Consider the following 23980-nt stretch of genomic DNA (forward strand, 5'->3'; position numbering starts at 1 on the left):
TTTTCTATTTTTTTTAAACATTGTTCTTCTATTCTTTCTTCATATACAATATGGTTAGTATAAGGGGGAATGATTGATGCTGGAAGGCTGGTTTTTGTGGTTTATTCTGTTTTGGGTGATCACGATGATTGTCTTGTTATCAATCGGCGGATTTTTTATGTTTCGAAAGTTTTTAAAGCGTTTACCAAAAGAGGACGGCAAATCTGAGCTGGATTGGCAGGATTACTATATTGAAAACAGCAGACATCTATGGAGCAATGAAAACAAACAATTTCTCGATGAATTGGTCACACCTGTTCCGGAGCTGTTCAGAGATATAGCTCGAGCAAAAATTGCCGGAAAAATCGGAGAGCTGGCATTAAAAGAAAACGCAGCAGCGATTGATCAGCGGCTTATTATCAAAGGTTATATCCTGGCTACTCCGAAAAGAGACCATACCTTTTTAAAGAAACATCTAAGAGACAAGAAAATCGATATTGAACCTTATCAGGCCCTTCTTAAATAAAAAACCTTTCCCGCAAGGAGGAAAGGTTTTTTAATTCATTTGAATGTCTGCTGACTGAAGCTCGCTTTGAAGTTTTCGGTATGACAGATACATGGCGATTCTCCACGGCACAATCATACCGAAAGCCAGAATCCAAAACATTCCGCTCAGTGCGCCGTAATCAACCGATGTGCTTAAAATTGATTTCATCACAATTCTGATCACTAAAAGGCCGATTAATATAAAGACAAATGCCTTAGAGCGTTTCATGTAAATTTCATTATTTTTAATTTCAAACTTTGAAGTTTTTATAAGAAAAATAGAGAAAATCACGCCTAAAGTGATCGCTTCTAAAAACTCTTCACCCGTTACCCAAAAAACCGGAAATAAAAACATTAACGCCCCCGTACTCATAAAAATCGGCGGGAGAATGATTTTTTTCGGTGAAACGGGCTTATCGGAAGACTTAATTCTGACCACCATCACAGCTGCAGCCATTAAAACAGCAACAATTGATGAAACTATAATCATCATACTTATCATTCCTTTGTTTTCTCGGAGTGTTGACACTATATACTATACTCCAAAACAATAAAAAAAACCATTTTGAAAAGAAATGACTTTCAATTTCCCATAACGCGGTTGACAGCTTCTAATACTTTGGACTCCTCAAACGGTTTGACAATAAAATCTTTTGCCCCAAGTTCAATGGCTTCCGTCACAATTCTTTGCTGGCGCATTGCGGTACACATGATGATCTTTGCTTTAGGGTCAAAGGATATGATCTCACGAAGCGCCTTAATGCCGTTTTTCACCGGCATCGTAATATCCATGGTCACTAAGTCAGGTCGAAGTTTTTTATACAGGTCAGCCGCTTGCTCGCCGTCCGCCGCCTCGCCTGCTATTATGTAATTTGCCTCTTCCAAGATCTCTCTGATTTTTACTCTCATGAACTTGGCGTCGTCTACAACTAAAACTCTTGTCATATTCCCCTCCAAAAATCGAATTCCTCAGGTAATAGTCTTATTGTACCAAAAACAAAAGGATTAGTAGTAGTGCAAAAGTAATTTAACAGTCAGAAACCTGTAAATCCACCAAAAAGATCCGACAGCAAAATAATGATCAAGTTCATCCAGTCAAAAAATAGCAGTACCCCAATAACAATCATAAGTACACCGCCCGCTTTCATGATCAAAAGCTGATTCTTCCTGATCCACTTCAGTTTCGTGATGAAGAACGACAATAATACAAACGGAACGGCAAATCCGAGAACATATAGCATCATATACGGTATCGCTGAGCCAGGATTCGTACCTGCTAATGTGATAACAGCCCCCAAAATGGGACCGGTGCAAGGCGTCCATCCGGCCGCAAAAGCCATACCGATTAAAACGGAACCGAAAAAACCGCCTGGCCTATGCTTAAAATGGACTCTGCGTTCTTTCATGATAACTTCAGGCCGAAAGACGCCAAGCGTAATAAAACCGAACAGAATAATGAGCAAAGCGCCAACTTGCCGAATGGCATCATGATAATCCCTAAACAGGGTTCCAATAAAAGATGTTCCATATCCTAAAGCTATAAAAATCACTGAAAACCCCAGCAAAAAAAACAGCGTATGGGCCAAGCTTCTTTTTTGCAGCAATAGTTTCTCTGTTTTCACATCATCCATGCTGACTCCTGTAATATATGACAGGAAAGCCGGATAAAGCGGCAGGCAGCAAGGCGAAATAAATGATAAAAATCCCGCGCCGAATGTCAGAAAATAATTCACATCTCCCATGTCATCATCCCTTCATGATTTGACATTCCTTCAAGTTATGACAAAATCATTTCATTTTTTTAACACTTTCACTCGAAGGATTTCTATTTTCAAAAAAAACTTATATAATTTAATTTGACATTGAGACATTGTACTCCTTCTCATTTGAAAATTAGTATAAATATGGATATAATATAAACATTCACTTTTGAAGATCTAATGTATGAAAGGATACATCCCTGTGATTAGAGAGCATCTATTAAATGAAATTGAAAAAAAAAGAGCAGAGCTGCTGCAAATTGTCATGGCGAACGGAATGACATCTCATATTACGATAGAACTCAGTCAGGAGCTTGACCATCTTCTCATACAATATCAAAAGCAGCGCCTTCGAGCAGTAGCGGGTGATGAATGATTGCAAAATAAAAAACCCGATAAAGGGTTTTTTATTTTATAACCATGTTTCTCTATATCATAATCTTTACGTATTATTTCGTTTGATTATTCATGGCTTTCATCATTTGATTGATTTTCTTTTGAGAAGGTTTCATTCCCATTTGCATCATCATCATGCGTAACATTTGTTCATTAATAGGCGGATTCTTTTTAAGGTAGCTCATCATATATTTACGAGCAATAAAAAACCCGAGTGCAACACCTATGAGCAGTGCAACAACGCCCACTAGGATGCCAACCCATAAAGTCATTTTATTTCCTCCTTCATGTTGTCTAGTTTAAAGTGTACTAAACCAAAAGCTATTATACAACATTTACATCTCTTTTTCTTCGGTTTTAGACAAAATTTCTTTCTTTCACCGGATTTAACCACCCATACCGCTTCGTATTGAAATCCATTGCGAGAAAGCAAGGGCTTACTTTGCGAAGAACTTCAAAAAATATCGTTTCCGCCTCGTAATCTCCGTTAGCTACAATTTCAATCATGTGTTCTTTCATCATAAAAGACGCTTGTCCCTTTGCTTTTGGGAGAGATAATCTATAAATATAATCCAGCTGTGTATAGTTTGTATTGTTCAAATTCATTTTTAACCGCTGATGCATATGTAAAATCGGAATGGGTTTCGTAATATATTGAATTTGTTTCTCTGTCATTTCATACTGCTGCCTCGTCAGGCTTGTCCAATGATAGTCTTGAAACAGATCAAACATAACCGATTCCCGCCCGAAATAGTGATTGGCAAATTCCTCTTTGATCAGGTACGTATAGTAGTGACGTTCCATCTTCTCATCCCCTTTTCCAGCAGCATTTCATTTGCATTCTATTATACAAAAGAAGAGAAGAAAGAATTGTCTATTACTGTTAAACAGCCAATACTATTTTTGTCGGATAAACAAGAAAAAGAGGATGATTTGACTCATCCCCTTTGAAAAACTTATTTATTGATTAATGCTTTGACTCGATCCACAACGTTTGCAACTGAGAAGCCGTATTCATTGATAATGGTTTCGCCAGGAGCGGAGGCGCCGAATTTGTCAATACCGAGCACGTCTCCTTCAAGCCCTGTGTATTTGCCCCAGCCAAATGATGAGCCCATTTCAATCGCAAGACGTTTTCTCACATCTGACGGAAGCACGGAGTTTTTGTATTCATCCGATTGTTTCTCAAAACGATCTACTGAAGGCATGCTGACGACAGAAACATCAATATTTTCTTTTGCCAATTCTGCCTGTGCCTCGATTGCGAGGCCAACCTCTGAGCCCGTAGCGATGAGAAGAGCGTCAGGTGTTTCGTTTTTAGACTTAGAAACAACATATGCACCTTTTTCTACACCAGCCAATGCCTCTTCAGCTGTTTGGTCGATTGTAGGAAGGTTTTGACGTGTCAATACAAGCGCTGTTGGGTGATTTGTGCTCTGCACCGCAAGCTTCCAAGCCGCTGCTGTCTCATTACCGTCTGCAGGGCGGATTAAAGAAAGGTTAGGCATTGCCCGTAATGAAGCAAGCTGCTCAACCGGCTCGTGAGTCGGTCCATCTTCACCGACCGCGATACTGTCGTGAGTAAAGACATATGTCACAGGAAGACCCATTAATGCTGCAAGGCGAATGGCCGGACGCAAGTAATCAGAGAAGACAAAGAATGTTCCGCCGAATACACGAAGTCCGCCGTGAAGCGCCATACCATTTAAGGCTGCACCCATAGCAAATTCGCGAACACCAAACCAGAAATTTTTTCCTGAGTAATCAAGCGCTGTATAATCACCGGAATTTTTAATCGTCGTTTTGTTTGATCCTGCTAAGTCTGCAGAACCGCCGACAAAGAACGGAATTTTATTCGCAAGGCCGTTCAGAACTTCACCTGAAGAGGCACGGGATGCCAGACTGCTTCCTTTTTCATAAACAGGCACCTCTTGATCCCAGTCTTTCGGAAGTTCTCCTTTGATAGCCAGCTCAAGCTGTTCAGCGAGTTCCGGATAAATTTCTTTATATTTAGCGAATTGGTCATTCCATTCCTGTTCCTTTTTCTCGCCGGATTCTTTTACTGTTTTTGCGAAATGCTCATATACTTCTGACGGAACGTAGAAATCTTCTTCATACGTCCATGCATAAGCTTCTTTTGTTAATTTACTTTCTTCTTTGCCAAGCGGAGCACCGTGAACACCGGAAGTGCCGGCACGGTTAGGAGAACCGAAACCGATTGTCGTTTTTACTTCAATCAATGTAGGTTTCTTGTCGTTTTGGCGTGCTTTTTCAATTGCCGCAGATAATTCTTCAATATTGTTTCCATCTTCAACGTAAAGAACTTCCCAATTCATCGCCTCGAAACGCTGTTTCACGTTTTCAGAGAATGAACGATCCAGATCTCCGTCCAAGGAGATGTCATTAGAATCGTATAATACGATCAGACGGCCAAGCTGAAGATGGCCTGCAAGTGAAGCGGCTTCAGAAGAAATACCTTCCATTAAATCGCCGTCACCGCAAATGCTGTATGTATAGTGATCGACTACATTGAATGAATCGCGGTTGTAAGTTTCGGCTAAATGGCGTTCTGCGATAGCCATTCCGACCGCCATTGCGATTCCTTGTCCAAGCGGCCCTGTTGTTGCATCAACACCGGCTGTATGTCCGAATTCCGGATGCCCCGGTGTTTTGCTGCCCCACTGGCGGAATCCCTTAAGATCTTCAATGCTGAGATCATACCCGCTTAAATGAAGCATGCTGTATAAAAGTGCTGATCCGTGTCCCGCAGATAAAACAAAACGGTCGCGGTTAAACCACCCAGGGTTTGCCGGATTTACATTCATAAATTTTGTCCATAGCGTATATGCCATTGGCGCTGCCCCCATAGGCATACCAGGGTGACCAGAGTTTGCTTTTTCAATAGCGTCTATTGATAGTGTGCGAATGGTAGCAACTGATTTCTTTTCAATTGTATCCATAAAAATCCCCTTCCTTATATGTTGTACCCTTTCATCATAAATGTCTGACGACTTTTTCTCAACTGTTTCAGCTTAAATTTGAGAGAAACTTGATGAATTTTGTCACCTGAAGAAAGCGCTGTTGTTTGTAGTATATACAAAAGAGGAATACGATATTGCCGTATTCCTCTTATATTAGTGAAGTCTGTTATTATTTTTTTCTCTTTTTAACTTTTCAGGTGTTACGTCATTGCCTTCAGGATCAATGATTTTTACACTTTTTAATGTGTTTTTCATAGAAGAACGAAATCCTTTTAGGTACTCTTGACGGAGCTTTTGCTGTTCAGCTTTTTCTTCTTCTGTAATAACGCCAGCTTTAGCTTTTGCGGCAAGTTCATTGATTCTGGCAATTTTTTCGTTTGAAATCATGATAAACTCCTTTATTGCATTTTGTCTATATACTACTAAAACAAGAGGAGTTTTACAACTGATTCACTCGCCTGTCTGCTCATTCTCTATGTATTCCTGAAAACGCCGATGGACTGTCGCCTTTGACACATCATAGCCAAAACCTCTCAACGTAGCCGCGATTTCAGCAAACGTCAGTTTATTCGCTCTCAACCGGACAATCTCCGAGATCGGAACTTCTATTCTTTCTTTTCCGCTGTTTTCATGCTGGTTTTTCAGGTTCTTTTGTGGCTTAAAACCATTTTTCACTGCGCGTTTCATTCCGCGTTTAATTTTCATGTTGTGGATTTTCCGCTGGTATTCCTCCACAATGCTGACGATTTCCAGCACCATAGAGTCAGCCTCTGATAACTCCAGCTCACCTCTGTGAGCGGTCGTATATACTTTCACACCTTCCCTGTAAATACAATGAAGAAGTGCAATTTTCGCGTTTCCCCGGCCGAGTCTTGTTTCATCCTGAACTAAAATCACATCAATATTTGAATTCTTGATATGATCAAGCAAATCAAATACACCATCCCGGTCCATTTCATATCCGCTGGCTTTTTCAGAAATCACTTTGACGACTTCCATGCCGTTCTCGGCAGCAATGGCCGTAAGCTCCTCCTCCTGCCGCTTTAATGAGGTTTCTTGCTGTTCTTTATTTGTGCTTACTCGGGCATAAATGAGTGCTTTCACCTTTCTACCTTTCCTCTCTATTTAACAGTAGCCAGTTCGTATGCAGCCGGGTGTTCCTTTTTTAATGGAATCACCAATTCATCCCCCGGCTGAATCTCAGACGTCTGGAGATTATTTTTTTCAGCTACCCATTCAACAAAATCACTTTTATTTATCTTTTTTGAGTCATCCACCTGATCAGCAAGCGACCAGAGCGTATCCCCAGACTGAACTTTTATTTTAACATATTGATTAAGCTCCTGGTCGCTGCTTGTATATGACAACAGAAGGATAACCACGCTTAGAATCACAGTGAACAGGCCGACAAAAATAATAGATTCTTTATTCATGATAACAACCTCCGACAAGAATGTTTGTTCGCTTTTTATAATTTCAGTATATACGAACAAATGTTTCTGTCAATTGTTTTCTTCGAACCTATGTTTGTACTGTCAGGAAAATCATGCTATAATCTATTTAAAATCGACGTTTAGAGGTGCAAAAAATGACGAAGCTATCAAAAAGGCAACTTGATATCCTCCGTTTTATTAAAGCAGAGGTTAAATCAAAAGGATATCCGCCTTCGGTTAGAGAGATCGGAGAGGCTGTCGGCCTTGCGTCCAGTTCTACTGTCCATGGCCATTTGGCCCGTTTGGAAACAAAAGGGCTGATTAGACGCGATCCGACAAAACCAAGAGCGATAGAAATTCTGGATGAAGAAGTAGAGATTCCAAAAAGCCAAGTCGTTAATGTACCGGTAATCGGAAAAGTAACGGCGGGCTCACCTATTACAGCGGTTGAAAACATTGAAGAATACTTCCCGCTTCCTGACCGTATGGTTCCTCCGGATGAGCATGTGTTTATGCTGGAGATCATGGGTGACAGTATGATTGACGCAGGTATACTTGATAAGGACTATGTTATTGTAAAACAGCAAAACACGGCGAATAACGGTGAAATCGTAGTGGCGATGACAGAAGATGATGAAGCTACGGTAAAACGTTTCTATAAAGAGGATACACACATTCGCTTACAGCCTGAAAATCCAACCATGGCTCCGATCATACTGCAGAATGTCAGCATATTAGGAAAAGTAATTGGTGTGTTCAGAACTGTCCATTAAACTATTGAACTATCAGTTACAAAGAATAAACCCCCTCTTCCTTTGTGGAGTGGGGGTTTTGTTTTTTAAAAAAAGCAGGCTCGCCCTGGCTTAGGTGCGAACCTGAATAGGAGGAAAAAGAACATCATGTTTACACCATAATTATCCATCATTCAATTATTGAAGTCAAGAAATTTTCTTTCCTTAATGAAACTTTTTTTTAAAAAAGTGCTGTTTAAAAAATTAGACGTTCTTTTCTTATAAATGTTTCGATTTTCGGACGTGAAAAGATGAGTTATACTCTCCTCTTTTATATTGAGCGAGGCAAAAGGAAATATACTGAATATTTAGTACATAGTTTATTTAGTTAATTTATTCCGCAAAAAAAGCTCACTTCTTTTCAAAAATGTGAGCATCAATCAAAATTAAAATATTCTACACCATAGCGGCCTTTTACATGAACACTTGCACAGTTTTCTGAATGTTCTTCAGCTAATATTCGATACCGGTGATAAGGTTCAATGGAAACCTTATCGTGAGCGCTAAAGTCAAACCAATTACCGGTGAATTGTTTTGTGCTTAACGTAGTATAATCCCCTGCAAGTCCCATTCGCTGAAGCTTAATGTTAACTGAACAAGTGTTCACTCCTAATATCGTAAATTGGTATCCTAAAAAATAATCCATTGCCGGTACATCACTAATGTTTTCTACATAAAGCGCTTTTGTTCCGTCATTTAGAATAAAGTCGGTTTTATGCTCAAAATGTGAAGTTGCTGCATGAATGGTCCCGGTTCCAAAAACACATAGCAAAACAGCTGTCATGAGCAATATTTTATTTCTCAACTGCAATCCCCCTCCTTTACCATATATTAACCCCATAAGATAAATATGTATATTCCCTGTTACTCTGTTTCCCGTGCTTTTTCAATCGTTAAAATCCATGTGGGTTTTAGCTTGCTTATAATATTGAAGTCTGTCTTGAAGAGTTCCTGTATGGAATTCAAATTTATGGCCGTCAGGATCAGTGTAATAAATTGATTTTCGATCACGTACATCTCGTTCTCTCCCAGACAAAATAGTAACATGAAGGTTTTTTAATTTTGCGGACATTTCTTCAAACTTGCTTTCCTCAATTGTAAAAGCGATATGGGTATAAGAAGCGTTAATATCATTTCTGGGAATGTCACGCTCTTCGTTGAGAGCCAGCCATATGCCGTTTAAATCGAAATATGCAGTGCTCTTTCCTTTAACCAGCAGTTTAGCATCAAAGACATTTTGATAAAACTCGATGGAAGTCAGTAAATCAGAAACAGAAAATAACAAGTGATTGATCCCTTTGATCTCCACTGTGTCTCCTCCTTAGTATTTAAAGATAGATGATTAAAAACCAGTGAATAATTGATTATTTTAACAGAAGCTCATCCCACCCCTTGTGTACGGGCATTGCAGCCAGAAAGTTTCAAACGACCAGCAAAAAATACCAGTGTAAACAAAAGCAATTTGTTCAAAATAAACCATATTACTTCAGAAGGGAATGACCGTTATGAATGGCTACGGCCTTCATGAAACGTTGGAATTGCACGAATTGCTTACGTTTAAGAATCTTTGTTTGACAAAATCTTCAACCATGACGGGACTTGTACAAGATGAAGAATTAAAGAGTATTCTTGAGCAGGATGCTCAAAAAACAAAACAGCAGGTTGCGCGTTTGCAGGAATTGCTGTCAGTGAGAGGTGAACAAGCGTGAATGAGTTCTTTCAAAAATTAGCCGGAATGGGCAGCATGACCGAACAAGTGATCGCAACGGATTTTTTAATATCGGCAAAGACAGGCGTAAGGAATATTGCAGCTGCCATCACAGAATCTTCTTCCCCAGAAGTCAGGGAAACGCTGCAGCAATATTTACATGACGCGATGAATACCCATGAACAAATTTTTCATTATATGGCTGCAAAGGGTTTTTATCATTCTAAAGATTTAACTCAGCAAATAAGTGTCGATCTTGAGGCTGCAGATACCGCTAAAGATTTGCCACAAATATAGGTGATCAAATGAAACATATTATCGCTCTTGCTTCTAAGACAGCTTTAACTCTTGCCCTATTGTATGTGATTTTGGATAGAGTTTACCATGCTTCCTTTTTAAGTGTGCTGTTTATTGCATTTTTCTTAAGCTTTGTAACATACCTTTCCGGTGACATCCTGATCTTGCCGAGAACCAGCAATATGATAGCTTCACTGGCTGACTTCGGACTTTCACTCGTTATTCTTTGGGTCTTTCTTGAAACGCAAACTAGAAACGGTTTCTCACCGTTTGCAGCCGCTCTGATTGCGTCTGTCTGCCTTACTGTTTTTGAATATTTTTTTCACCGGTATTTACTGAAAAATGTGCTGGATGAAACATTCCGAAACGAACTGACTGTCAAAGATAACACCTTGCAATATCAAACTGAGGCATCAGATGAATTGTTTCCTGAAGCCAATGATCAGAAGGACGAAAAATAAGGAGGCGCAAAGCCTCCTTATTTTAATAGCTGTTTTCTATGAAATGGGTCATCACTTCTGTAAAATCATAAAACCTCTCATTTTGAGTCACGGATCTGCTTTTTAAAGAAAAGATGCCAAACAAAGATTCTCTGAAACCTGTACTCATCTCTAACTGGATGCTCAAACCGGTTTTTGATTTATTCGCTATATTGTTTGGACTTACGCCTGCATGCGGATGATCCGTACCAAGCAATTCAGCCGGAAAACCGGCTTTTTGCAGTTTTGAAACTAATTCTGCCGCTCTTGATCGGTCTGTTCCGCCGATTTGTATCTGTTGGTCCTCTCCTGCATATCCATGCAATGAAATGACATACTCATGACTTGCTACAAGCTTCAGTGCCTGAGGCTCATCAAAATGTGTGCTTGTTATATGCAGTACTGAATTTCCAGACGTCTTCAAACCTTCAAACAAATACATGGAATATTCTTTGCTGAGCTCTCTCGCTAATTCACTTGTGCCGCCTTCAATACCTCCTCCGTGAATAGCTAAAACAAGCACAGAGCTGCCGGTTTCTTTTGTGGCAATGTTATAATCTGAAGGATCTTCGTGATTCTTTAATTCCTCGAAATTCTGATAGATATCCTCTGCATATACAGAAGAAACCGGAACAAACAACAAGAAAATTAACAACAATTTTACATTTTTTAAAGTTGATGGAAAACGTTTGACTATGTTACAATCAACATGCTTCAAGGAATGGAGCAAACGGCGGAGCAGGGATACTTTGGCCGGTTTCATCTACTCCGCCTCAAAACCAAAAACACAGGATGCTGGACTCTTTGAGGCTTTAGCACGAATTATCTCGTCCTCCTTGTTAAATTTTTGTTAAATTCACAATATTATATACCATTAGCCCGGGCGCTGTTCTTCACATTTATGAATTTATACTCCTTAGCAAAAAAGTAAGATTGCACCGGCTTTGTTCTCATTCCCCATTAAATAAAAAAAATGCACCCGCCTGCTGGCTTGTGCACCTTTTACTTTCTGTTATTCCGGCGTTTCTTTACTTTATTGAGCTTATTAATGTCTTTTTCAATTTTTCTTATTCTCCGCTTTTGCGGCATGGCTTTTATTTCACTGTAAACAGCAATAAACCCGCTTAAAGTAACTGCTGCAATATAAATGAAACGGTGTTTGATAAAACGGTCAACAAGATCATAGTCACCTGCTTCTTTTTCAAGCCTTTCGATTACATCTTTATCGAATAGCTCATCGACATAAACTTGCTTCATCCCCACTGCAAATCCCGCAGCCAGCCATACAATCAGAAACAAACTGATATAAAACATAAAAACCCTTCCTTCCCCGTCTGTATGAGGTGCAGCATGAAAATGTGCCGAACCGATTGTTTACCGGACGAGAGACTGTCAGATGAACTATTGTCTTTGTTTTATATTATTCATTTGGACGGGCAATATGTAATGTCATAATCTACAGTTAGAAATTGAATCCCAAACAGCCACATTTCATGAACAGCTGTTAACCTGCTTGCGCCCGCCGGAGCCTTTATAAGAAAGGTTTCAGATAATGGAAGCGGGCAGGTCCCGACTTTTGTTCTAAGATAAATCCCTTCATCCCCAGCACCGCTTTTTCTCCGCCTGCTGGTCAAAATCAGGTTCTCTTTGTGATGATAAGGCTTTAAAATGCCTGTCATGTTACTGAAAGGAAGCGGCAGAGAAATATTCATGTACCCTTCCCCTTTTGAGCGATATACAGAATATAGCGCGGTGAAAATGGTTTCGCTTTTTTCATTTGTTCTGATCCAGGCACGTACCTTTTTTCTTCCGTCTTTTTTTGAATGGACACCTTTTATTGTACTGTGCATCCTATACCAGTCAGGATTCGTTGACAGATGTATTTGTCCGGTTCTTTTGCTGATGTATTCATACATTTTCGCAAAGGGCTGAAACCAAGTGCTCCACGTCACTTTTGCTTTTACCTCATAATCTTTCGTCTGTTCATAAAAAGAAACAATCAACGGTGTCAAATGCTCCGGTGAAAAATCGTTTGAACGAAGGCTTCTCATATCATCCACAAGTCCGCTATATTGAATGTTATTTTCAGCGTGAATGTTGTGCAAAAAGTTCTTTCCGATTGTTCTCTTTCCGTATATACGGCTGAAAACCTTGACACTCGCATCCGATAGCTGAGGATTTTCTTTTCTCCATCCTGCAAGAGCCGGCAAAATAACACCGAATGCGTTCACGACACCGTGTATCCAAATCATTTGGCTGATGGTTAGCGTGACTTCTTGCCGGAATACACCGAATGAGTAAATGAAAGAGAAACAGATCGTTATCATTAACACGACAGAAGACAGTCGGATAAGCACTTTTCCTGTCTTACTGCGAAAAGCTGTCTTAAATATTAAGTATGAGTTAAGATAAAGTGCCGCCATATAGATACCAACCGCCAAGATATCAAGTGTTTTTGAGTATGTTATTCCGAGTGCGATGAGGAGCGGCGACAGTAAAATAATCCATGTCACCCAACCGTACATAACCCGTTTTTCTCTATTGACTCTGCCAAGTAAACCATTAAAGATCGGGATTAGAAAAGCAGAATAGTGAAAATGAACAGCTGTGAGCAAAATAATAAGAGGACCGAAGTGCAGGATATGTAAATGCGCAGCATAGGCAAAAAACCAAAATCCCCCTCCTCCTAAATAAAAGAGTCCAAATAAAATAGATGTTTCTTCGATTCTATGTATTTTTGTTTTCAAGAGCCGCAACAAACCATATAAAGCCAACAAAGCAGTGTATATCCACCAGATCAGTGCAAAATACCCCACGTCGGTCACAAGGGCTAACACCGCGAAAACAGCTGCTGCCGGATAGATGTGCATCAATAATTTTTCCGAAAATTGAATAGTCCTGTGAGCTGATTGATGAAAAACAAAAGGAAAAATTCCCGGCACAAAAAAGAGAATGGAAAACAAGACAAGCGCCTCCGCAACTGATATGTCGGGAGCTTCAGATACAAGAAACCAAATGAAACAAAGCGCACTAATGATGCCGTTTCGTTTTAACATACTTCTCCCTCTGTTTCCTGAAACGTCCCTTTATAATAAAAAAGAGTTCCCAGAATTGCATTTTCCACATGAACTTGAATAGTGAAACAGTTGTTGCTTTCATCAAAAGTTTCGCAAACAGTGGAATTACCGCTCAGCCATTTTGGCAAAGGAATTCTTTTTCCGCATATTAATAGCCATTGCTTTCCTGATGTAATGTAGAGAGACCCGTCAGAGAGTGCTTCAAAAGTTAAAACGGACAGCATAATATGAGGTTGGCCGAAAAAATCAAGTATTCGTTTTTCATTTTCGTCGTATACCATAACTGCATCAAAGAAACGCTTTTTATCTTTAAAGACAAAAGTCCGATTCCATTCAATCCCCGTATGTTCCTGCTTCGTAAGACATGTTCTGTTTTTAATTGTAAAAGGGATGTCCTTTCCTCTTTCTGAAAAGAAACATCTAAAAAACACCCCGCACTTCAGCAGCATTCTGACAAAAAAAGAACCTCCGCTTATTTCTGACATCGTTCCTCTTCCGCTGAATGTATGTGACCTGTCTAATTGATAACGTTTCTGCAGCTTGGGATGTAATAGATGATAATTTATAATTGTTTTTTTATACATTGAACTCACCATTTCACTTCTTTCTTTTTCGTTTCGTATGCCGAGCACTTGGAAGCCGGAGACTGATCAAGCCGCTTGCCGCAGTAATCACACTTAACAGTAAAGAATATATTCCAGCATCTAGAAAAGCGAAGACAGCAAAGATACAGGTCTGCACAGCATGAAGTGTCCATTTTCTCTTTAATGGACTCAGCCATAAAATGCCCAATCCTATCTTCGCAGCTCCTGCCATGTTGTTCGTTTCAAGATCTATAAACCCGTGGTAAAACCAAAACAGACTAAAAAACAAGCACGTCAGCATATAGACAAACGCATAACGGATCAATTGTTTCGGATGTTTATTTTGTTCAATCCAAAGTCTCAATGAATCAAAACTCCATGCTGTTGCCCAGCCCAACAGCGGCCGAAATAATAAACGGTCAATCCATCTTCCTAGAAAGCCATATGCCGTTTCATATTGATACTGCGTCATAAATGTAAGCTTCCCGTTATCATGCTGTATGTATTTCCAATACCCGCTGCCTTTTTTAATCAGGGATAACGGATGGTTGGAGGAAAAGGCCAGGGAGGATACTCTTTGAGAGGAATGCAATTTCGTACCCACGGTTTCACCAGCACCTGACACCTTTAATCCAAAGCCAATTCTTGTCTCGTAAAGAAACCTCTGCGCTTCATTTACGCTTCTGTGTAAATATGTAATATCAGAAAACCGCAGATCCCATTCCTTATGTAGCGATGGGTTTTGCGTATATTCCCAAAGCTTGTCTAGGTCAGATGTCATCTCGATTTCGACATAAATCGGCTTCTGTTTCACAACCCCTCCTCCCTTCTTTTTCTAGCAGTTCCTATATTAGCATATTTATAGTATTAAAATATATTAACGTTAAAATTTGAGTTCAAAGCCTTCTACATCATCTGAAACCTCCACAGGAATCCCCATAATGGTTTTAGGTTTGGAAACATAAACAAAACGCATCTCTTCTTTTAACTGCTGAAGTGTGCTTTCATTAACTACAATTTTCGCGGGTTTTCCCGGACTATTATCAATGGCCGCTTTTATTTTACCGAGCACGAAGAACCCTCCTTCTTTACCTTCTCATCACAATATAAAAAGCAGAGTTATCAGCATAATTACATTAACTACAGCCAAAATGCCTGAGACATATGCTATGCTCTTCTTTTTTTCCAGAAAAACAGCACATTGGCCAATAACACAAAACTGATCAGTGCACAAATACCCGAAATGCCTGAGACATATGCTATGCTCTTCTTTTTTTCCAGAAAAACAGCACATTGGCCAATAACACAAAACTGATCAGTGCACAAATACCCGAAATGCTAATTGATTAAAAAGAAATCTTTGTTCATAAAAGCCCATTGCAGCTACACAAATCATCAAGAATGAAAAGACCGTGATATATATTTTCCGCTCTCCTGCTGTATTTTCGTTTTTTTGCATGAGACTTCCCCTGCCTTTCACCACTCAATATAACAATAAATGGATAATAAATTCACTTTTAATCGTGAAATTTATAGAATGAAACACTTGCTGACAACAGATTCAGCATAATTCATGCTCACTATGGACATGATTTCGTTAGATGATATAAAATTTGCTTGAAAGTATATATTGGATAAAGAGGAGCAATATATGGATAAATATCAAGAAAAAACATTACCGGACATTACGAAACATGTAACATTAGAGGCGCCTATTCAAAAGGTTTGGGAGACAGTCTCAACTTCAGAAGGCATAGCCAAGTGGTTTATGCCGAATGATTTTCAGCTGAAGGAAGGATATAAATTTCATTTACAATCACCATTTGGACCATCACCTTGCAAAGTTTTGACGGTTCATGCTCCCGGAGAGCTTTCTTTTGAATGGGATACTGATGGATGGATTGTTACATTTCAATTAACAGACGTAGGGAACAAAACAGAATTCACTCTCATCCACAGCGGTTGGAAGAAGCCTGATGAAATGATCGGTAAGGCAAACGAGAAAAGCTCAGTCATTCGGGATAAGATGGATGGCGGCTGGACAGGCATTGTGAATGAACGACTTCGCAAGGCTGTTCAAGAGTAAGGTATTTCATTGCTCATACAGTATAAAAAGAGAGAGCTCCCTCTCTCTTTTATTCATGACATAGTTATATTCACTGAACTGTATCTCCGAATCAATCGTAAAACGTAACTGTTTTTGATTTACCAGAGTAATCAGTAACAAAGAACTCTGCCTTGTTATTGCTTCCATCTACAAATTTCCCGATACTGCTAAAGGTATGACATTCTCCGGGTGAAAAATAATTAGAACCCACATATTCATCAGGGTTGTCACCAGCATCATCCTCATATAGATGCAGCGATACGGAGAAAGGTGTACTTCCTGAAAGACAAACTCTAAAATCACCTCCGCTCGAGTATACCGTCGGACTTGAATAAGTATAAGTGTAAGTCCCAAGCTTATCCCACTCTCCGGCTCCAGCAGTTCCCGCTTTTTCTGCATGTGCAGATAATGGAAAAGCGACAGCGAACATGAAAACAGACAGGCACCCTATTAGCTTATTGCATCTCATAATTAATATCTCCCCCTTATTTTGATCATAGCAACTTACAGTTATATATATATCACCCCCCTTTAAATAAAATTGCAGGTATGTGTATGGCATTGGAAGCCATACGTTTTATCATCAGCATTTTTTCCTGAATAAATCACATCATTCTCCCTTCGCCTGTGTTATACAAAATATTCAAAACAGACGTATTCTCATTTGAACCGCCATCTTTTATAATTTGTTAATAAGGGTTCGTACTTCAAACAAGAGGAGGAGAAGCATCATGGAATTAAGCGTCACAAAAATTTTAGTTATTTTATTTGTAGGTTTTTTAGTGTTTGGTCCTGATAAGCTGCCTGCGCTTGGCCGATCTGCCGGAAAAGCCTTATCAGAATTTAAAAAAGCGACCAGCGGATTGACTCAAGACATAAGAAGTAGTGGTTCAGAAAACAAAGAAGACAAGCAAATGTAAGGTAAAATGATTTGGCCGATGCATATCGGCTTTTTTTATATTGTTGTTTCTGCATGATCCCTCAGTTTTCCTCTGATTTTTCCTCAACTTCTTTTTTTGGACAGCCCTTTTTTACTTTTGCAATTTAAACTGTCCAATCCGCAAACTCTAACTTCCATATAATAAAGCGTATGATCATAAAAGGAGGGGTATTTATGGGTTATTACAAAAAATATAAAGAAGAGTATTATACGGTTAAGAAAACGTATTACAAGAAGTATTACGACTATGACAAAAAACATTATGATCACCATGACAAAAAAGATTACTACTGTGATTATGACAAAAAACATTATGATCACGACAAAAAAGACTATGACTACGTTGTAGAGTATAAAAAGCGTAAGAAACACTGCTAATACTCCATTTAATCTCCTCAATTTTGCTTCCCCGGTCAATGGCCGGGGGTTTTTTTGCAGAAAAAACTATGTAACTTCAATGTCTAAACGAATCATAGGTCTAATTTGTTAAAAAAGGATAAAGCTTTTTTACCTTTGGTGAATGTCTTACAATTATTATTTGCTCCTTAATGCCGATTTTTTAATAAAAATTGAACATTTGGTACATAGTTTAATTAGTTTATTTTTAGATCTATGGTGTCAATATATAAACATAACCCATTCATAAACAAGAGATTTTAACGATTTTGTCGATTTATCTTAATAAAAGAAGTTCCAAAATAAGGTATAATAATTGAAGAAACCACTTTTAAAAGGGGGAATTTTGTTGAAAAAAGTATTAATTGCAGGTGCAGTAGGAACAGCTATTCTTTTCGGAACTATTTCTTCAGGAGTTCCAGGTCTTCCAGGAGCAGACACTCAAGTGGCAAAAGCGGCTTCTCAGCTGCCTAAGGGAATCGGCGGACGCGCCTACCTAAACAGTACAGGCGCTGTATTCACGGCTAAAATTAAGCTTCCCGACACTGTGAACATCCAAGACTCTGTCTCTACCCCTTATATTTATTCAGGCTTTAGCGCAAAAAACGGAACTGAGGCAGATATCGGCCTTCAGTACAGCAAACAATACAACGTCTGGAAACCGCTCATGAAAGTCGGTTCTAAAAATGATGAAACGTATATCGAAGGAAAAGAGAAATTCACTTATAATAAAGGCTTTCGTCCCGGAAGCACAGTGCAAATGACGATCTACAAAAACTTGAACGGGAATACTCGCATGACCCTCTGGGGAACGAACAATGACGGCTATACCGGACGTATTATCATGGAAATTCAAGGAACAAACATCGGCACTCTGTCGAAATGGAAAACGCTTGCCACCGCTGCGGTTTCAGCTGAAAGCCAACGCTCTGCCATTAAAGCAACTTTTTCAACAACTTTTAACAATATCACAATCGACAATAAAGCAGTGACCCCTGTCGTAGATACACAGGATTTTGCAAAAGTCCTCCCTTCTGGAAATAATGTCACGATTTCTGTTAATAAATAAGGAATGCTGTAAAGGGCGCCGGCAATGCCGGCGTCCTTTTTTATTGTATAACCTAAAAATTCAATCCACTGAATAAAATGATGATTCCAATACTAAGATGTCATCATTTACCACATTTTCTCTCTTTACGAATTGAAAAATTCCCTCTCTTTTTTCTTGTTTAGCTTAAAAGCTATTAAAATGTTGATTAATGCAGCTGGGAAATATAAAAAACCTACTCCTAGAATACCTAAAATTGTACTTGAACTTATGATAAAACTTTTGTCATCTCTTGACTGTCAATAAAAATAAGAAGGTTAATCAATCCTGCTAATACACCTTCGAACCATGCGTTACCCACTGCATAAGAATCGTCTAACATTCCATTCAGCTGTCCGATGATTGAGATGACAATAGCAGTAAAACTTGATAACAAGGCAAGTCTTTTCATTCTTCTCTCACCTTTTTCATATATTTAATCCGGTACATATTAACACTTCTTAACGTGCGTCAATGCTTGAATTTCCCCTACTTAAATGTTTTTCAATTTCTCTTGCCCCTTAATAACTACTACCATTGAATACACCGCAGAAGCTAATCAGACTCTTTTAATACCTTGGCTCTCTAACGAAACCGAATAGGTAAAGTGTATTCAAGTCTGCTACGGAGTTGGAGTGAATCTTTTCTTAAATTAAAAGGGCTAATGACATCTTTCCTTACATTAATTTTAGTATTTTTGCTTTTGTTATAGTCCCATTTTTTAAATCAGCGCTGGAATCTGAGCCACTGCTTTTATGGACATTAACTAATTTCCCTATTTTCCATCGATTTCTTGTTCAAGACTTACTTATCTTTGAAAACTAATATGGATTTAAAAGGAATTCTAGCAACAAATACAGAATTGGAAAGATAAGCGCAAAAGGCGCTACAGAAACTGCAATACTGAAAACTGCGCTTATATTAAAAGAAAGAGGTGTCTTTAGAATGGTTCATTTTAAAAACTACCCCGATCCTTCTCTAAACGCCAAATCTGAGTCACACCCGGAATATACATCTGAAATTGAACATGTCAAGGAGAGAATGCAAAACCTTATTAAGCATTCCGTTACAGATCAAAACGTCGAAGTTACTGACGCAAGGGTGACGGCAGAAGGAGAGATCGCCTCTCTTTTAAAAGAACGTCTTGACAGAGAATACCATAAGCTTTTAAGTAAAATCACCCGGGAAGTAAATGTGGAAGACTTCGGAGCTGTTCCCGATGGACGAGACAATACAGAAGCTTTTCGAAAAGCAATCGGTAATGGTCGCGTCAAAGTAAATGTTCCTGCCGGAGAATATCTGGTTCAAGGGATTAAACTTCCGTCCTGGACAACTATTGTAGGGCAAGGTAAAGGAATTACCGTAATTAAACTTCATGAAGACACTCCCGCTCATGAATGGGTAATCACAAATGATGATTACCAAAATGGGAACCGCAATATTTTTGTTCAAGGAATGTCATTAGACTGGAATCCAAATAGACAATGCGGTGTGAAAAATCCTGGTGGTCAATTCTCCAGCTGTTTAACTTTTGCTAAAGTTGAATATGGATGGATTAGAGACGTGGAAGCCATTAACGCAGGTCTTCACGGTATTGATATTACATCCCCAACGTACGATCATTTACCTGATACCGACTGGACCAAAGACGGCTCAAAATATATTTGGATTGATAACTGTGTGGCATATGGTTCAGGAGACGACGGCATTACTACCCATTATAGTGAATACATCTTTATTTCAAATTGCCATTCCGGTAATCCGCGAGGAACGGAGTTTGCAGAGGGTGTATCCAACTCCAACGGAATAGAAATCGACGATGGGTCTAAGCATGTGTGGCTTTTGAATAACTTTACAAGCGGAAACATTCGTGGAGTAGAGGTTAAAGCGCATGCAATGTGGCCAGCCTCTCAAAATGTCCATATCATCGGCCATGTTTCTTATCGTGATGTCCGGGCATTTGATCTTCGTCATATTGGTCATCATCAAGCCACCGATCCTGAAAGCACAACGGCTTATGATGTCACACTCATTGATTGTTCAGCAATTGAACCGGTTTTCAACTCTCTTTATGAAGCTGTCACGCCAAGAGCGCTAGTTGTTTCAGCATATAAAAACGTTAATGTAAGCGGATTCACAGCAATTGGTGATCCCGACTATGACTATAAGGAAAATCCTGTCGTAGCTTTGCAATACCGCAGTCAGAATATCACCCTTAACGGTATTAAAATTCGCGGATTTAAAAAAGCCGGTGTTGATATTCATTTATCAGGCGGGTCAAATAAAACTGATTATATTAAAATTTCAAACTTTGATATTTATCAATCTGCTCCAAAAGGAATTTCAATTGGTGGCGGTCTCTATAATGTGAATATACTAAACGGTACAATGATTGCTGATAACGGAACGGTCGGAATTCAGTCGCCTAATAATCAAACCGTCATTCTCGGTGTACAGGCAGAAGGTTATAGTGCGGCGGTCACCATCAAAGGTCAAACATACCAGCATGTACCCATTAATTTAAAAGGCGGCGCACAGCTTGCAACAACCTCTGGCTTCGCCTTTAACCAAACGAGCGCAGTTATCGCTGGTACCGGAGACATTACGGCGAAGGGAGAAAGAAATGCGGTCATCGGCGCTTCGGGAGGCTCTAGCACAGAAGGCTCCCGGGCATTAATCGCTTCTTCAAACAATGCCCATATTAAAGGAAACAATGTTTCAAGAACAATTTTGTCTTCTGAAAGTATTATACTGGAAGAACCATACACCGTGGCAGGAGGCCATCAATCAATGAAATGGCTTCTTGACTCAGTTGGAGGAAACGGGACATTTGCAGGAGCGATCAGTTCTTCCTTAAATGGATATGGAGAGTATTTTGAGAGTTCAACTGGGCAGTTAATCCAGACAGGTACAATCGTAACTTTAAGAGGTGAAAAAATAGCGCCCGCCCACGTGGGTGATTATATGCTTGGAGTTATTTCGGAAACAGCAGCTTTCATTTCAGGAGCATCCAGCTTCGTCTGGCAGGACCGCTATTTGACTAATGAGTTTGGCGGATTCATTTATGAGGATCTGATCGACAAGGAAACCGGTGAATTGATACGTGTGCCAAAACAAAATCCAGACTATGATGCAGCGCTGGAGACCGCTTATCATTCACGGGCTGTAAGGGACGAATGGCATGTGGTTGGACTGGCGGGACAGCATTATGTACGTATTGACGAAACTGTGGGCCAAGGAGACTATCTTACTGCGCATAATGGGATAGGAACAAAAGCATCTGAAGGAACCTGGAAAGTAATGAAAATCACTACCATTCACACTCCGGAAAGAGGGTATGGCATCGCACTCACCGTCATTAAATAGTGAGAGTCTGGAACAAGTTCATTATACTGATGAAAGATTAAATGATATCAGTTTTTTTCATTTCCTGTTGGTTTAATATCAAGATATCTCAAGCTATAATAGCCCAAGATTCAGGCTCATTTTCTTGAAACTTGGGCTTCATGACCACTTCATTAAAAATCAAAAATACGTAACAAACCTAAATCACAATAATTTTATAAACATCCTTGTTTTGATCCCTATTCCCTTCTTCACATTTCCGGGAAGGTTAACATTAACCAACATTGCATTTTTACATCAATATTTAAAAACTCCGTGCATTCCAATTAAGGTGCTAATACTATCCAATACAAGGTACTCGCCTTTTTTATACATATCATTTTATAACTCTTAAATCTTGGAACGACTTTTATATCTTTAGCCTTAAAGCTTTCTTGCTACGCATAACGTTGAATGTTTCCGCATCTTTGATTTTCCCTATGTTTTTTATTCAAATAATTCGTTCTTCACTTGCTGCATCATACTCCCCTTTTTGATTTTCATATACCAACCCTGTACAATATTCAAAAAACCAAAAGGATGATGAACATGTGTGGCAGATTCACTTTATTCTCAGAATTTGACGACATCATTGAGCAATTCAACATAGGTCACTTCTTGCCTGAAGATGAATATCACCCCAGCTATAATGTCGCGCCATCACAAAACATCCTCACCATTATTAATGATGGATCAAGCAACCGTCTTGGAAAATTAAGATGGGGTCTCATTCCTCCTTGGGCTAAAGATGAAAAGGTCGGTTATAAAATGATCAATGCTCGTGCTGAAACATTGGCCGAGAAACCCAGCTTTCGAAAACCGCTTGTCAGCAAACGCTGCATCATTCCGGCCGACAGTTTTTATGAATGGAAACGCCTTGATCCAAAAACTAAGATTCCTATGAGAATCAAGCTGAAATCATCCAATCTGTTCGCTTTTGCCGGCTTATACGAAAAGTGGAATACGCTTGAAGGTTACCCGCTCTACACTTGCACAATCATTACGACAAAACCTAATGCGCTTATGGAAAATATCCATGATCGAATGCCGGTTATATTGAGTCACGATCATGAAAAAGAATGGCTGAACCCTAAAAATACAGATCCCGATTTTCTCAAAAGCTTGCTTTTGCCATATGATGCTGATGACATGGAAGCATACCAGGTTTCATCATTAGTTAACTCACCTAAAAACAATTCACCTGAGCTTATTGAAGCCCATTAAGTACCCTGCCAGATTGCTTTATATATCACCTTCGCCTAAGCAAAATAAACGAACGTGTACATGATTCAAAAACAACCCCTTATGTGCCATGCGTTATTTTTAAACCATAGTTAGTCAATGATTCAGTCAGCTGTCTAATTTTTAAATTGAATCGATTAAAGATATAGAGCATTTCTCTGTAATGAGGAATGCTTTTTTCTTGTCCAAAGTGAAAAGGATAGTTTTAAAACAACAAATAAATAATCCATTTCAATATTTTTTTATTGTAAAACGATAAATAATATGTTAAATTCAAATCGATAATATTAGGTGAGGTGCTTTTTATGAAACGAGGATCAACACTCTTTTTAAAGATAGCTGTTATTCTTATTGGAATTCCAGTTCTTGCTCTGTGCATATTTTTGGTGCCGCAGATAGCGAACTTTGCAGCGGAATTGTATCCAGATATTTCTTATCTGAAATATCTTGTTTATATCGATTTGTATGCAGCGGCGATACCTTTTTATTTCGCTCTGTATCAAGCCTTTACACTTTTAAGCTATATTGACCGGAATAAAGCTTTCTCGGAATTATCAGTAAGAGCTTTAAAGAAAATAAAATACTGTGCAATCACAATCAGTCTTTTACTTGTGGCAGGCATGCCACTCTTCTATCTCATCGCGGAGATGGACGATGCTCCAGGTATTATACTAATCGGATTGGTCCTTATTTTTGCCTCAATGGTTATCGCAGTCTTTGCTGCTGTTCTCCAAAGGCTTTTGCAAGAAGCTATAGATATAAAATCAGAAAATGATTTAACAGTCTGAGGTGA

31 protein-coding genes and 1 pseudogene are annotated in these 23980 nt (G+C 39.1%); 13 read left to right on the forward strand and 19 right to left on the reverse strand.

The features are described 5' to 3' along the window. The first annotated feature begins 76 nt into the window (after nt 1–76). Nucleotides 77–505 (forward strand): DUF2621 domain-containing protein, encoded by a 429-nt coding sequence (locus ACQVGS_RS12235; RefSeq protein WP_024121582.1) that lies wholly within the window; start codon nt 77–79, stop codon nt 503–505. A 30-nt stretch (nt 506–535) separates the two neighbouring features. Here the strand turns inward: ACQVGS_RS12235 and ACQVGS_RS12240 are convergent, their stop codons facing one another. From ACQVGS_RS12240 to ACQVGS_RS12250, 3 genes are all read right to left on the reverse strand, one after another. Next, nucleotides 536–1027: a CcdC family protein gene (locus ACQVGS_RS12240; RefSeq protein WP_081638316.1), complete on the reverse strand. Its 492-nt coding sequence runs from the start codon at nt 1025–1027 to the stop codon at nt 536–538. A gap of 80 nt (nt 1028–1107) precedes the next feature. Then, complete coding sequence (locus tag ACQVGS_RS12245) at nt 1108–1470, reverse strand: response regulator (RefSeq protein WP_010334411.1); 363 nt, start codon at nt 1468–1470, stop codon at nt 1108–1110. Nucleotides 1471–1559: 89 nt separating this feature from the next. Then, a complete protein-coding gene (locus ACQVGS_RS12250; RefSeq protein ID WP_095713924.1) occupies nt 1560–2267 on the reverse strand; it encodes a cytochrome c biogenesis protein CcdA in 708 nt (235 codons plus the stop codon). Between the two features lie 220 nt (nt 2268–2487). Between ACQVGS_RS12250 and ynzD the strand changes: the two genes are divergently transcribed. Continuing rightward, the gene (gene ynzD / locus ACQVGS_RS12255) at nt 2488–2661 is read left to right on the forward strand and encodes an aspartyl-phosphate phosphatase YnzD (RefSeq protein WP_024121579.1); all 174 of its coding nucleotides are present in this window, start codon (nt 2488–2490) and stop codon (nt 2659–2661) included. Between the two features lie 73 nt (nt 2662–2734). Here ynzD and ACQVGS_RS12260 read toward each other — a convergent pair whose 3' ends face one another. The 6 genes from ACQVGS_RS12260 to yneA all read right to left on the reverse strand — a co-directional run bounded on the left by ACQVGS_RS12260 (nt 2735) and on the right by yneA (nt 7095). Further along, on the reverse strand, nt 2735–2953 hold the full coding sequence (locus ACQVGS_RS12260) for a YneF family protein (protein WP_003221221.1): 219 nt from the start codon (nt 2951–2953) through the stop codon (nt 2735–2737). Nucleotides 2954–3038: 85 nt separating this feature from the next. Further along, nucleotides 3039–3485: a sporulation inhibitor of replication protein SirA gene (gene sirA / locus ACQVGS_RS12265; protein ID WP_095713923.1), complete on the reverse strand. Its 447-nt coding sequence runs from the start codon at nt 3483–3485 to the stop codon at nt 3039–3041. Between the two features lie 152 nt (nt 3486–3637). Beyond that, nucleotides 3638–5641 (reverse strand): transketolase, encoded by a 2004-nt coding sequence (tkt, locus tag ACQVGS_RS12270; RefSeq protein ID WP_105954358.1) that lies wholly within the window; start codon nt 5639–5641, stop codon nt 3638–3640. Between the two features lie 174 nt (nt 5642–5815). Next, nucleotides 5816–6049, reverse strand: a complete 234-nt coding sequence (locus ACQVGS_RS12275; RefSeq protein WP_024121576.1) for a DUF896 domain-containing protein — start codon at nt 6047–6049, stop codon at nt 5816–5818. Nucleotides 6050–6112: 63 nt separating this feature from the next. Beyond that, the gene (locus tag ACQVGS_RS12280) at nt 6113–6766 is read right to left on the reverse strand and encodes a YneB family resolvase-like protein (RefSeq protein ID WP_024121575.1); all 654 of its coding nucleotides are present in this window, start codon (nt 6764–6766) and stop codon (nt 6113–6115) included. A 17-nt stretch (nt 6767–6783) separates the two neighbouring features. After that, nucleotides 6784–7095, reverse strand: a complete 312-nt coding sequence (gene yneA / locus ACQVGS_RS12285; protein ID WP_059291742.1) for a cell division suppressor protein YneA — start codon at nt 7093–7095, stop codon at nt 6784–6786. 155 nt (nt 7096–7250) lie between these two features. On the opposite strand from yneA, the gene lexA reads away from it, so the two are divergent. Beyond that, a complete protein-coding gene (gene lexA / locus ACQVGS_RS12290) occupies nt 7251–7868 on the forward strand; it encodes a transcriptional repressor LexA (RefSeq protein ID WP_010334405.1) in 618 nt (205 codons plus the stop codon). Between the two features lie 394 nt (nt 7869–8262). On the opposite strand, the gene ACQVGS_RS12295 is transcribed toward lexA, so the two are convergent. Both ACQVGS_RS12295 and fosM read right to left on the reverse strand, forming a co-directional pair. After that, nucleotides 8263–8691 carry a hypothetical protein gene (locus tag ACQVGS_RS12295; protein WP_024121573.1) on the reverse strand — a complete coding sequence of 143 codons (429 nt, stop codon included), beginning with the start codon at nt 8689–8691 and terminating at the stop codon, nt 8263–8265. Between the two features lie 81 nt (nt 8692–8772). Beyond that, entirely contained in the window at nt 8773–9195 is a 423-nt protein-coding gene (gene fosM / locus ACQVGS_RS12300) for a FosM family fosfomycin resistance protein (RefSeq protein WP_127695122.1), read from the reverse strand. 196 nt (nt 9196–9391) lie between these two features. On the opposite strand from fosM, the gene ACQVGS_RS12305 reads away from it, so the two are divergent. Genes ACQVGS_RS12305 through ACQVGS_RS12315 form a run of 3 tightly spaced genes read left to right on the forward strand, consistent with a single transcriptional unit; the run spans nt 9392 to nt 10352 of the window. Next, nucleotides 9392–9595, forward strand: coding sequence for a DUF892 family protein (locus ACQVGS_RS12305; RefSeq protein WP_024121571.1), 204 nt, complete (start codon nt 9392–9394; stop codon nt 9593–9595). Continuing rightward, nucleotides 9592–9891 (forward strand): spore coat protein, encoded by a 300-nt coding sequence (locus ACQVGS_RS12310; protein WP_059335692.1) that lies wholly within the window; start codon nt 9592–9594, stop codon nt 9889–9891. Before ACQVGS_RS12305 ends, ACQVGS_RS12310 begins: the two co-directional genes overlap by 4 nt. Nucleotides 9892–9899: 8 nt before the next feature. Further along, nucleotides 9900–10352, forward strand: a complete 453-nt coding sequence (locus tag ACQVGS_RS12315; RefSeq protein WP_095713920.1) for a YndM family protein — start codon at nt 9900–9902, stop codon at nt 10350–10352. A gap of 22 nt (nt 10353–10374) precedes the next feature. Here the strand turns inward: ACQVGS_RS12315 and pghL are convergent, their stop codons facing one another. The 6 genes from pghL to ACQVGS_RS12345 form a co-directional block, all read right to left on the reverse strand. Continuing rightward, entirely contained in the window at nt 10375–11133 is a 759-nt protein-coding gene (gene pghL / locus ACQVGS_RS12320) for a gamma-polyglutamate hydrolase PghL (protein ID WP_491830271.1), read from the reverse strand. A 239-nt stretch (nt 11134–11372) separates the two neighbouring features. After that, nucleotides 11373–11684, reverse strand: a complete 312-nt coding sequence (locus ACQVGS_RS12325; RefSeq protein WP_286109234.1) for a hypothetical protein — start codon at nt 11682–11684, stop codon at nt 11373–11375. A gap of 110 nt (nt 11685–11794) precedes the next feature. Next, nucleotides 11795–13426, reverse strand: coding sequence for a YndJ family protein (locus tag ACQVGS_RS12330; protein ID WP_491830272.1), 1632 nt, complete (start codon nt 13424–13426; stop codon nt 11795–11797). Continuing rightward, nucleotides 13420–14040 (reverse strand): DUF4166 domain-containing protein, encoded by a 621-nt coding sequence (locus tag ACQVGS_RS12335; protein ID WP_127695128.1) that lies wholly within the window; start codon nt 14038–14040, stop codon nt 13420–13422. The genes ACQVGS_RS12330 and ACQVGS_RS12335 overlap by 7 nt, the downstream gene beginning before the upstream one ends. A 4-nt stretch (nt 14041–14044) precedes the next feature. Further along, nucleotides 14045–14845 carry a hypothetical protein gene (locus ACQVGS_RS12340; RefSeq protein ID WP_106021654.1) on the reverse strand — a complete coding sequence of 267 codons (801 nt, stop codon included), beginning with the start codon at nt 14843–14845 and terminating at the stop codon, nt 14045–14047. Between the two features lie 69 nt (nt 14846–14914). Then, nucleotides 14915–15103: a hypothetical protein gene (locus ACQVGS_RS12345; RefSeq protein WP_059335696.1), complete on the reverse strand. Its 189-nt coding sequence runs from the start codon at nt 15101–15103 to the stop codon at nt 14915–14917. A 579-nt stretch (nt 15104–15682) separates the two neighbouring features. Here ACQVGS_RS12345 and ACQVGS_RS12350 point away from each other — a divergent pair. After that, complete coding sequence (locus ACQVGS_RS12350; RefSeq protein ID WP_059335697.1) at nt 15683–16117, forward strand: SRPBCC family protein; 435 nt, start codon at nt 15683–15685, stop codon at nt 16115–16117. A 91-nt stretch (nt 16118–16208) separates the two neighbouring features. Here the strand turns inward: ACQVGS_RS12350 and ACQVGS_RS12355 are convergent, their stop codons facing one another. Further along, nucleotides 16209–16607, reverse strand: a complete 399-nt coding sequence (locus tag ACQVGS_RS12355; RefSeq protein ID WP_059291751.1) for a YndA family protein — start codon at nt 16605–16607, stop codon at nt 16209–16211. A 262-nt stretch (nt 16608–16869) separates the two neighbouring features. Between ACQVGS_RS12355 and ACQVGS_RS12360 the strand changes: the two genes are divergently transcribed. The 3 genes from ACQVGS_RS12360 (at nt 16870) to ACQVGS_RS12370 (ending at nt 18543) form a co-directional block, all read left to right on the forward strand. Continuing rightward, complete coding sequence (locus tag ACQVGS_RS12360; RefSeq protein ID WP_024121563.1) at nt 16870–17058, forward strand: twin-arginine translocase TatA/TatE family subunit; 189 nt, start codon at nt 16870–16872, stop codon at nt 17056–17058. Nucleotides 17059–17252: 194 nt separating this feature from the next. Next, nucleotides 17253–17456 (forward strand): spore coat protein CotC, encoded by a 204-nt coding sequence (locus tag ACQVGS_RS12365; RefSeq protein ID WP_024121562.1) that lies wholly within the window; start codon nt 17253–17255, stop codon nt 17454–17456. A gap of 364 nt (nt 17457–17820) precedes the next feature. Beyond that, the gene (locus ACQVGS_RS12370) at nt 17821–18543 is read left to right on the forward strand and encodes a YrpD family protein (protein WP_127695132.1); all 723 of its coding nucleotides are present in this window, start codon (nt 17821–17823) and stop codon (nt 18541–18543) included. Between the two features lie 125 nt (nt 18544–18668). Here the strand turns inward: ACQVGS_RS12370 and ACQVGS_RS12375 are convergent. Then, nucleotides 18669–18973 (reverse strand): annotated as a pseudogene (locus ACQVGS_RS12375) (hypothetical protein). Between the two features lie 533 nt (nt 18974–19506). Here ACQVGS_RS12375 and ACQVGS_RS12380 point away from each other — a divergent pair. The 3 genes from ACQVGS_RS12380 (at nt 19507) to ACQVGS_RS12390 (ending at nt 23975) form a co-directional block, all read left to right on the forward strand. Continuing rightward, nucleotides 19507–21927 (forward strand): peptidase G2 autoproteolytic cleavage domain-containing protein, encoded by a 2421-nt coding sequence (locus ACQVGS_RS12380; RefSeq protein WP_491830273.1) that lies wholly within the window; start codon nt 19507–19509, stop codon nt 21925–21927. Between the two features lie 567 nt (nt 21928–22494). Then, nucleotides 22495–23169, forward strand: coding sequence for an SOS response-associated peptidase (locus ACQVGS_RS12385; protein ID WP_491830274.1), 675 nt, complete (start codon nt 22495–22497; stop codon nt 23167–23169). Nucleotides 23170–23492: 323 nt separating this feature from the next. Continuing rightward, a complete protein-coding gene (locus tag ACQVGS_RS12390) occupies nt 23493–23975 on the forward strand; it encodes a DUF2975 domain-containing protein (protein WP_105991905.1) in 483 nt (160 codons plus the stop codon). Nucleotides 23976–23980 lie beyond the last annotated feature (5 nt).

Source organism: Bacillus sp. SD127, assembly GCF_058566445.1.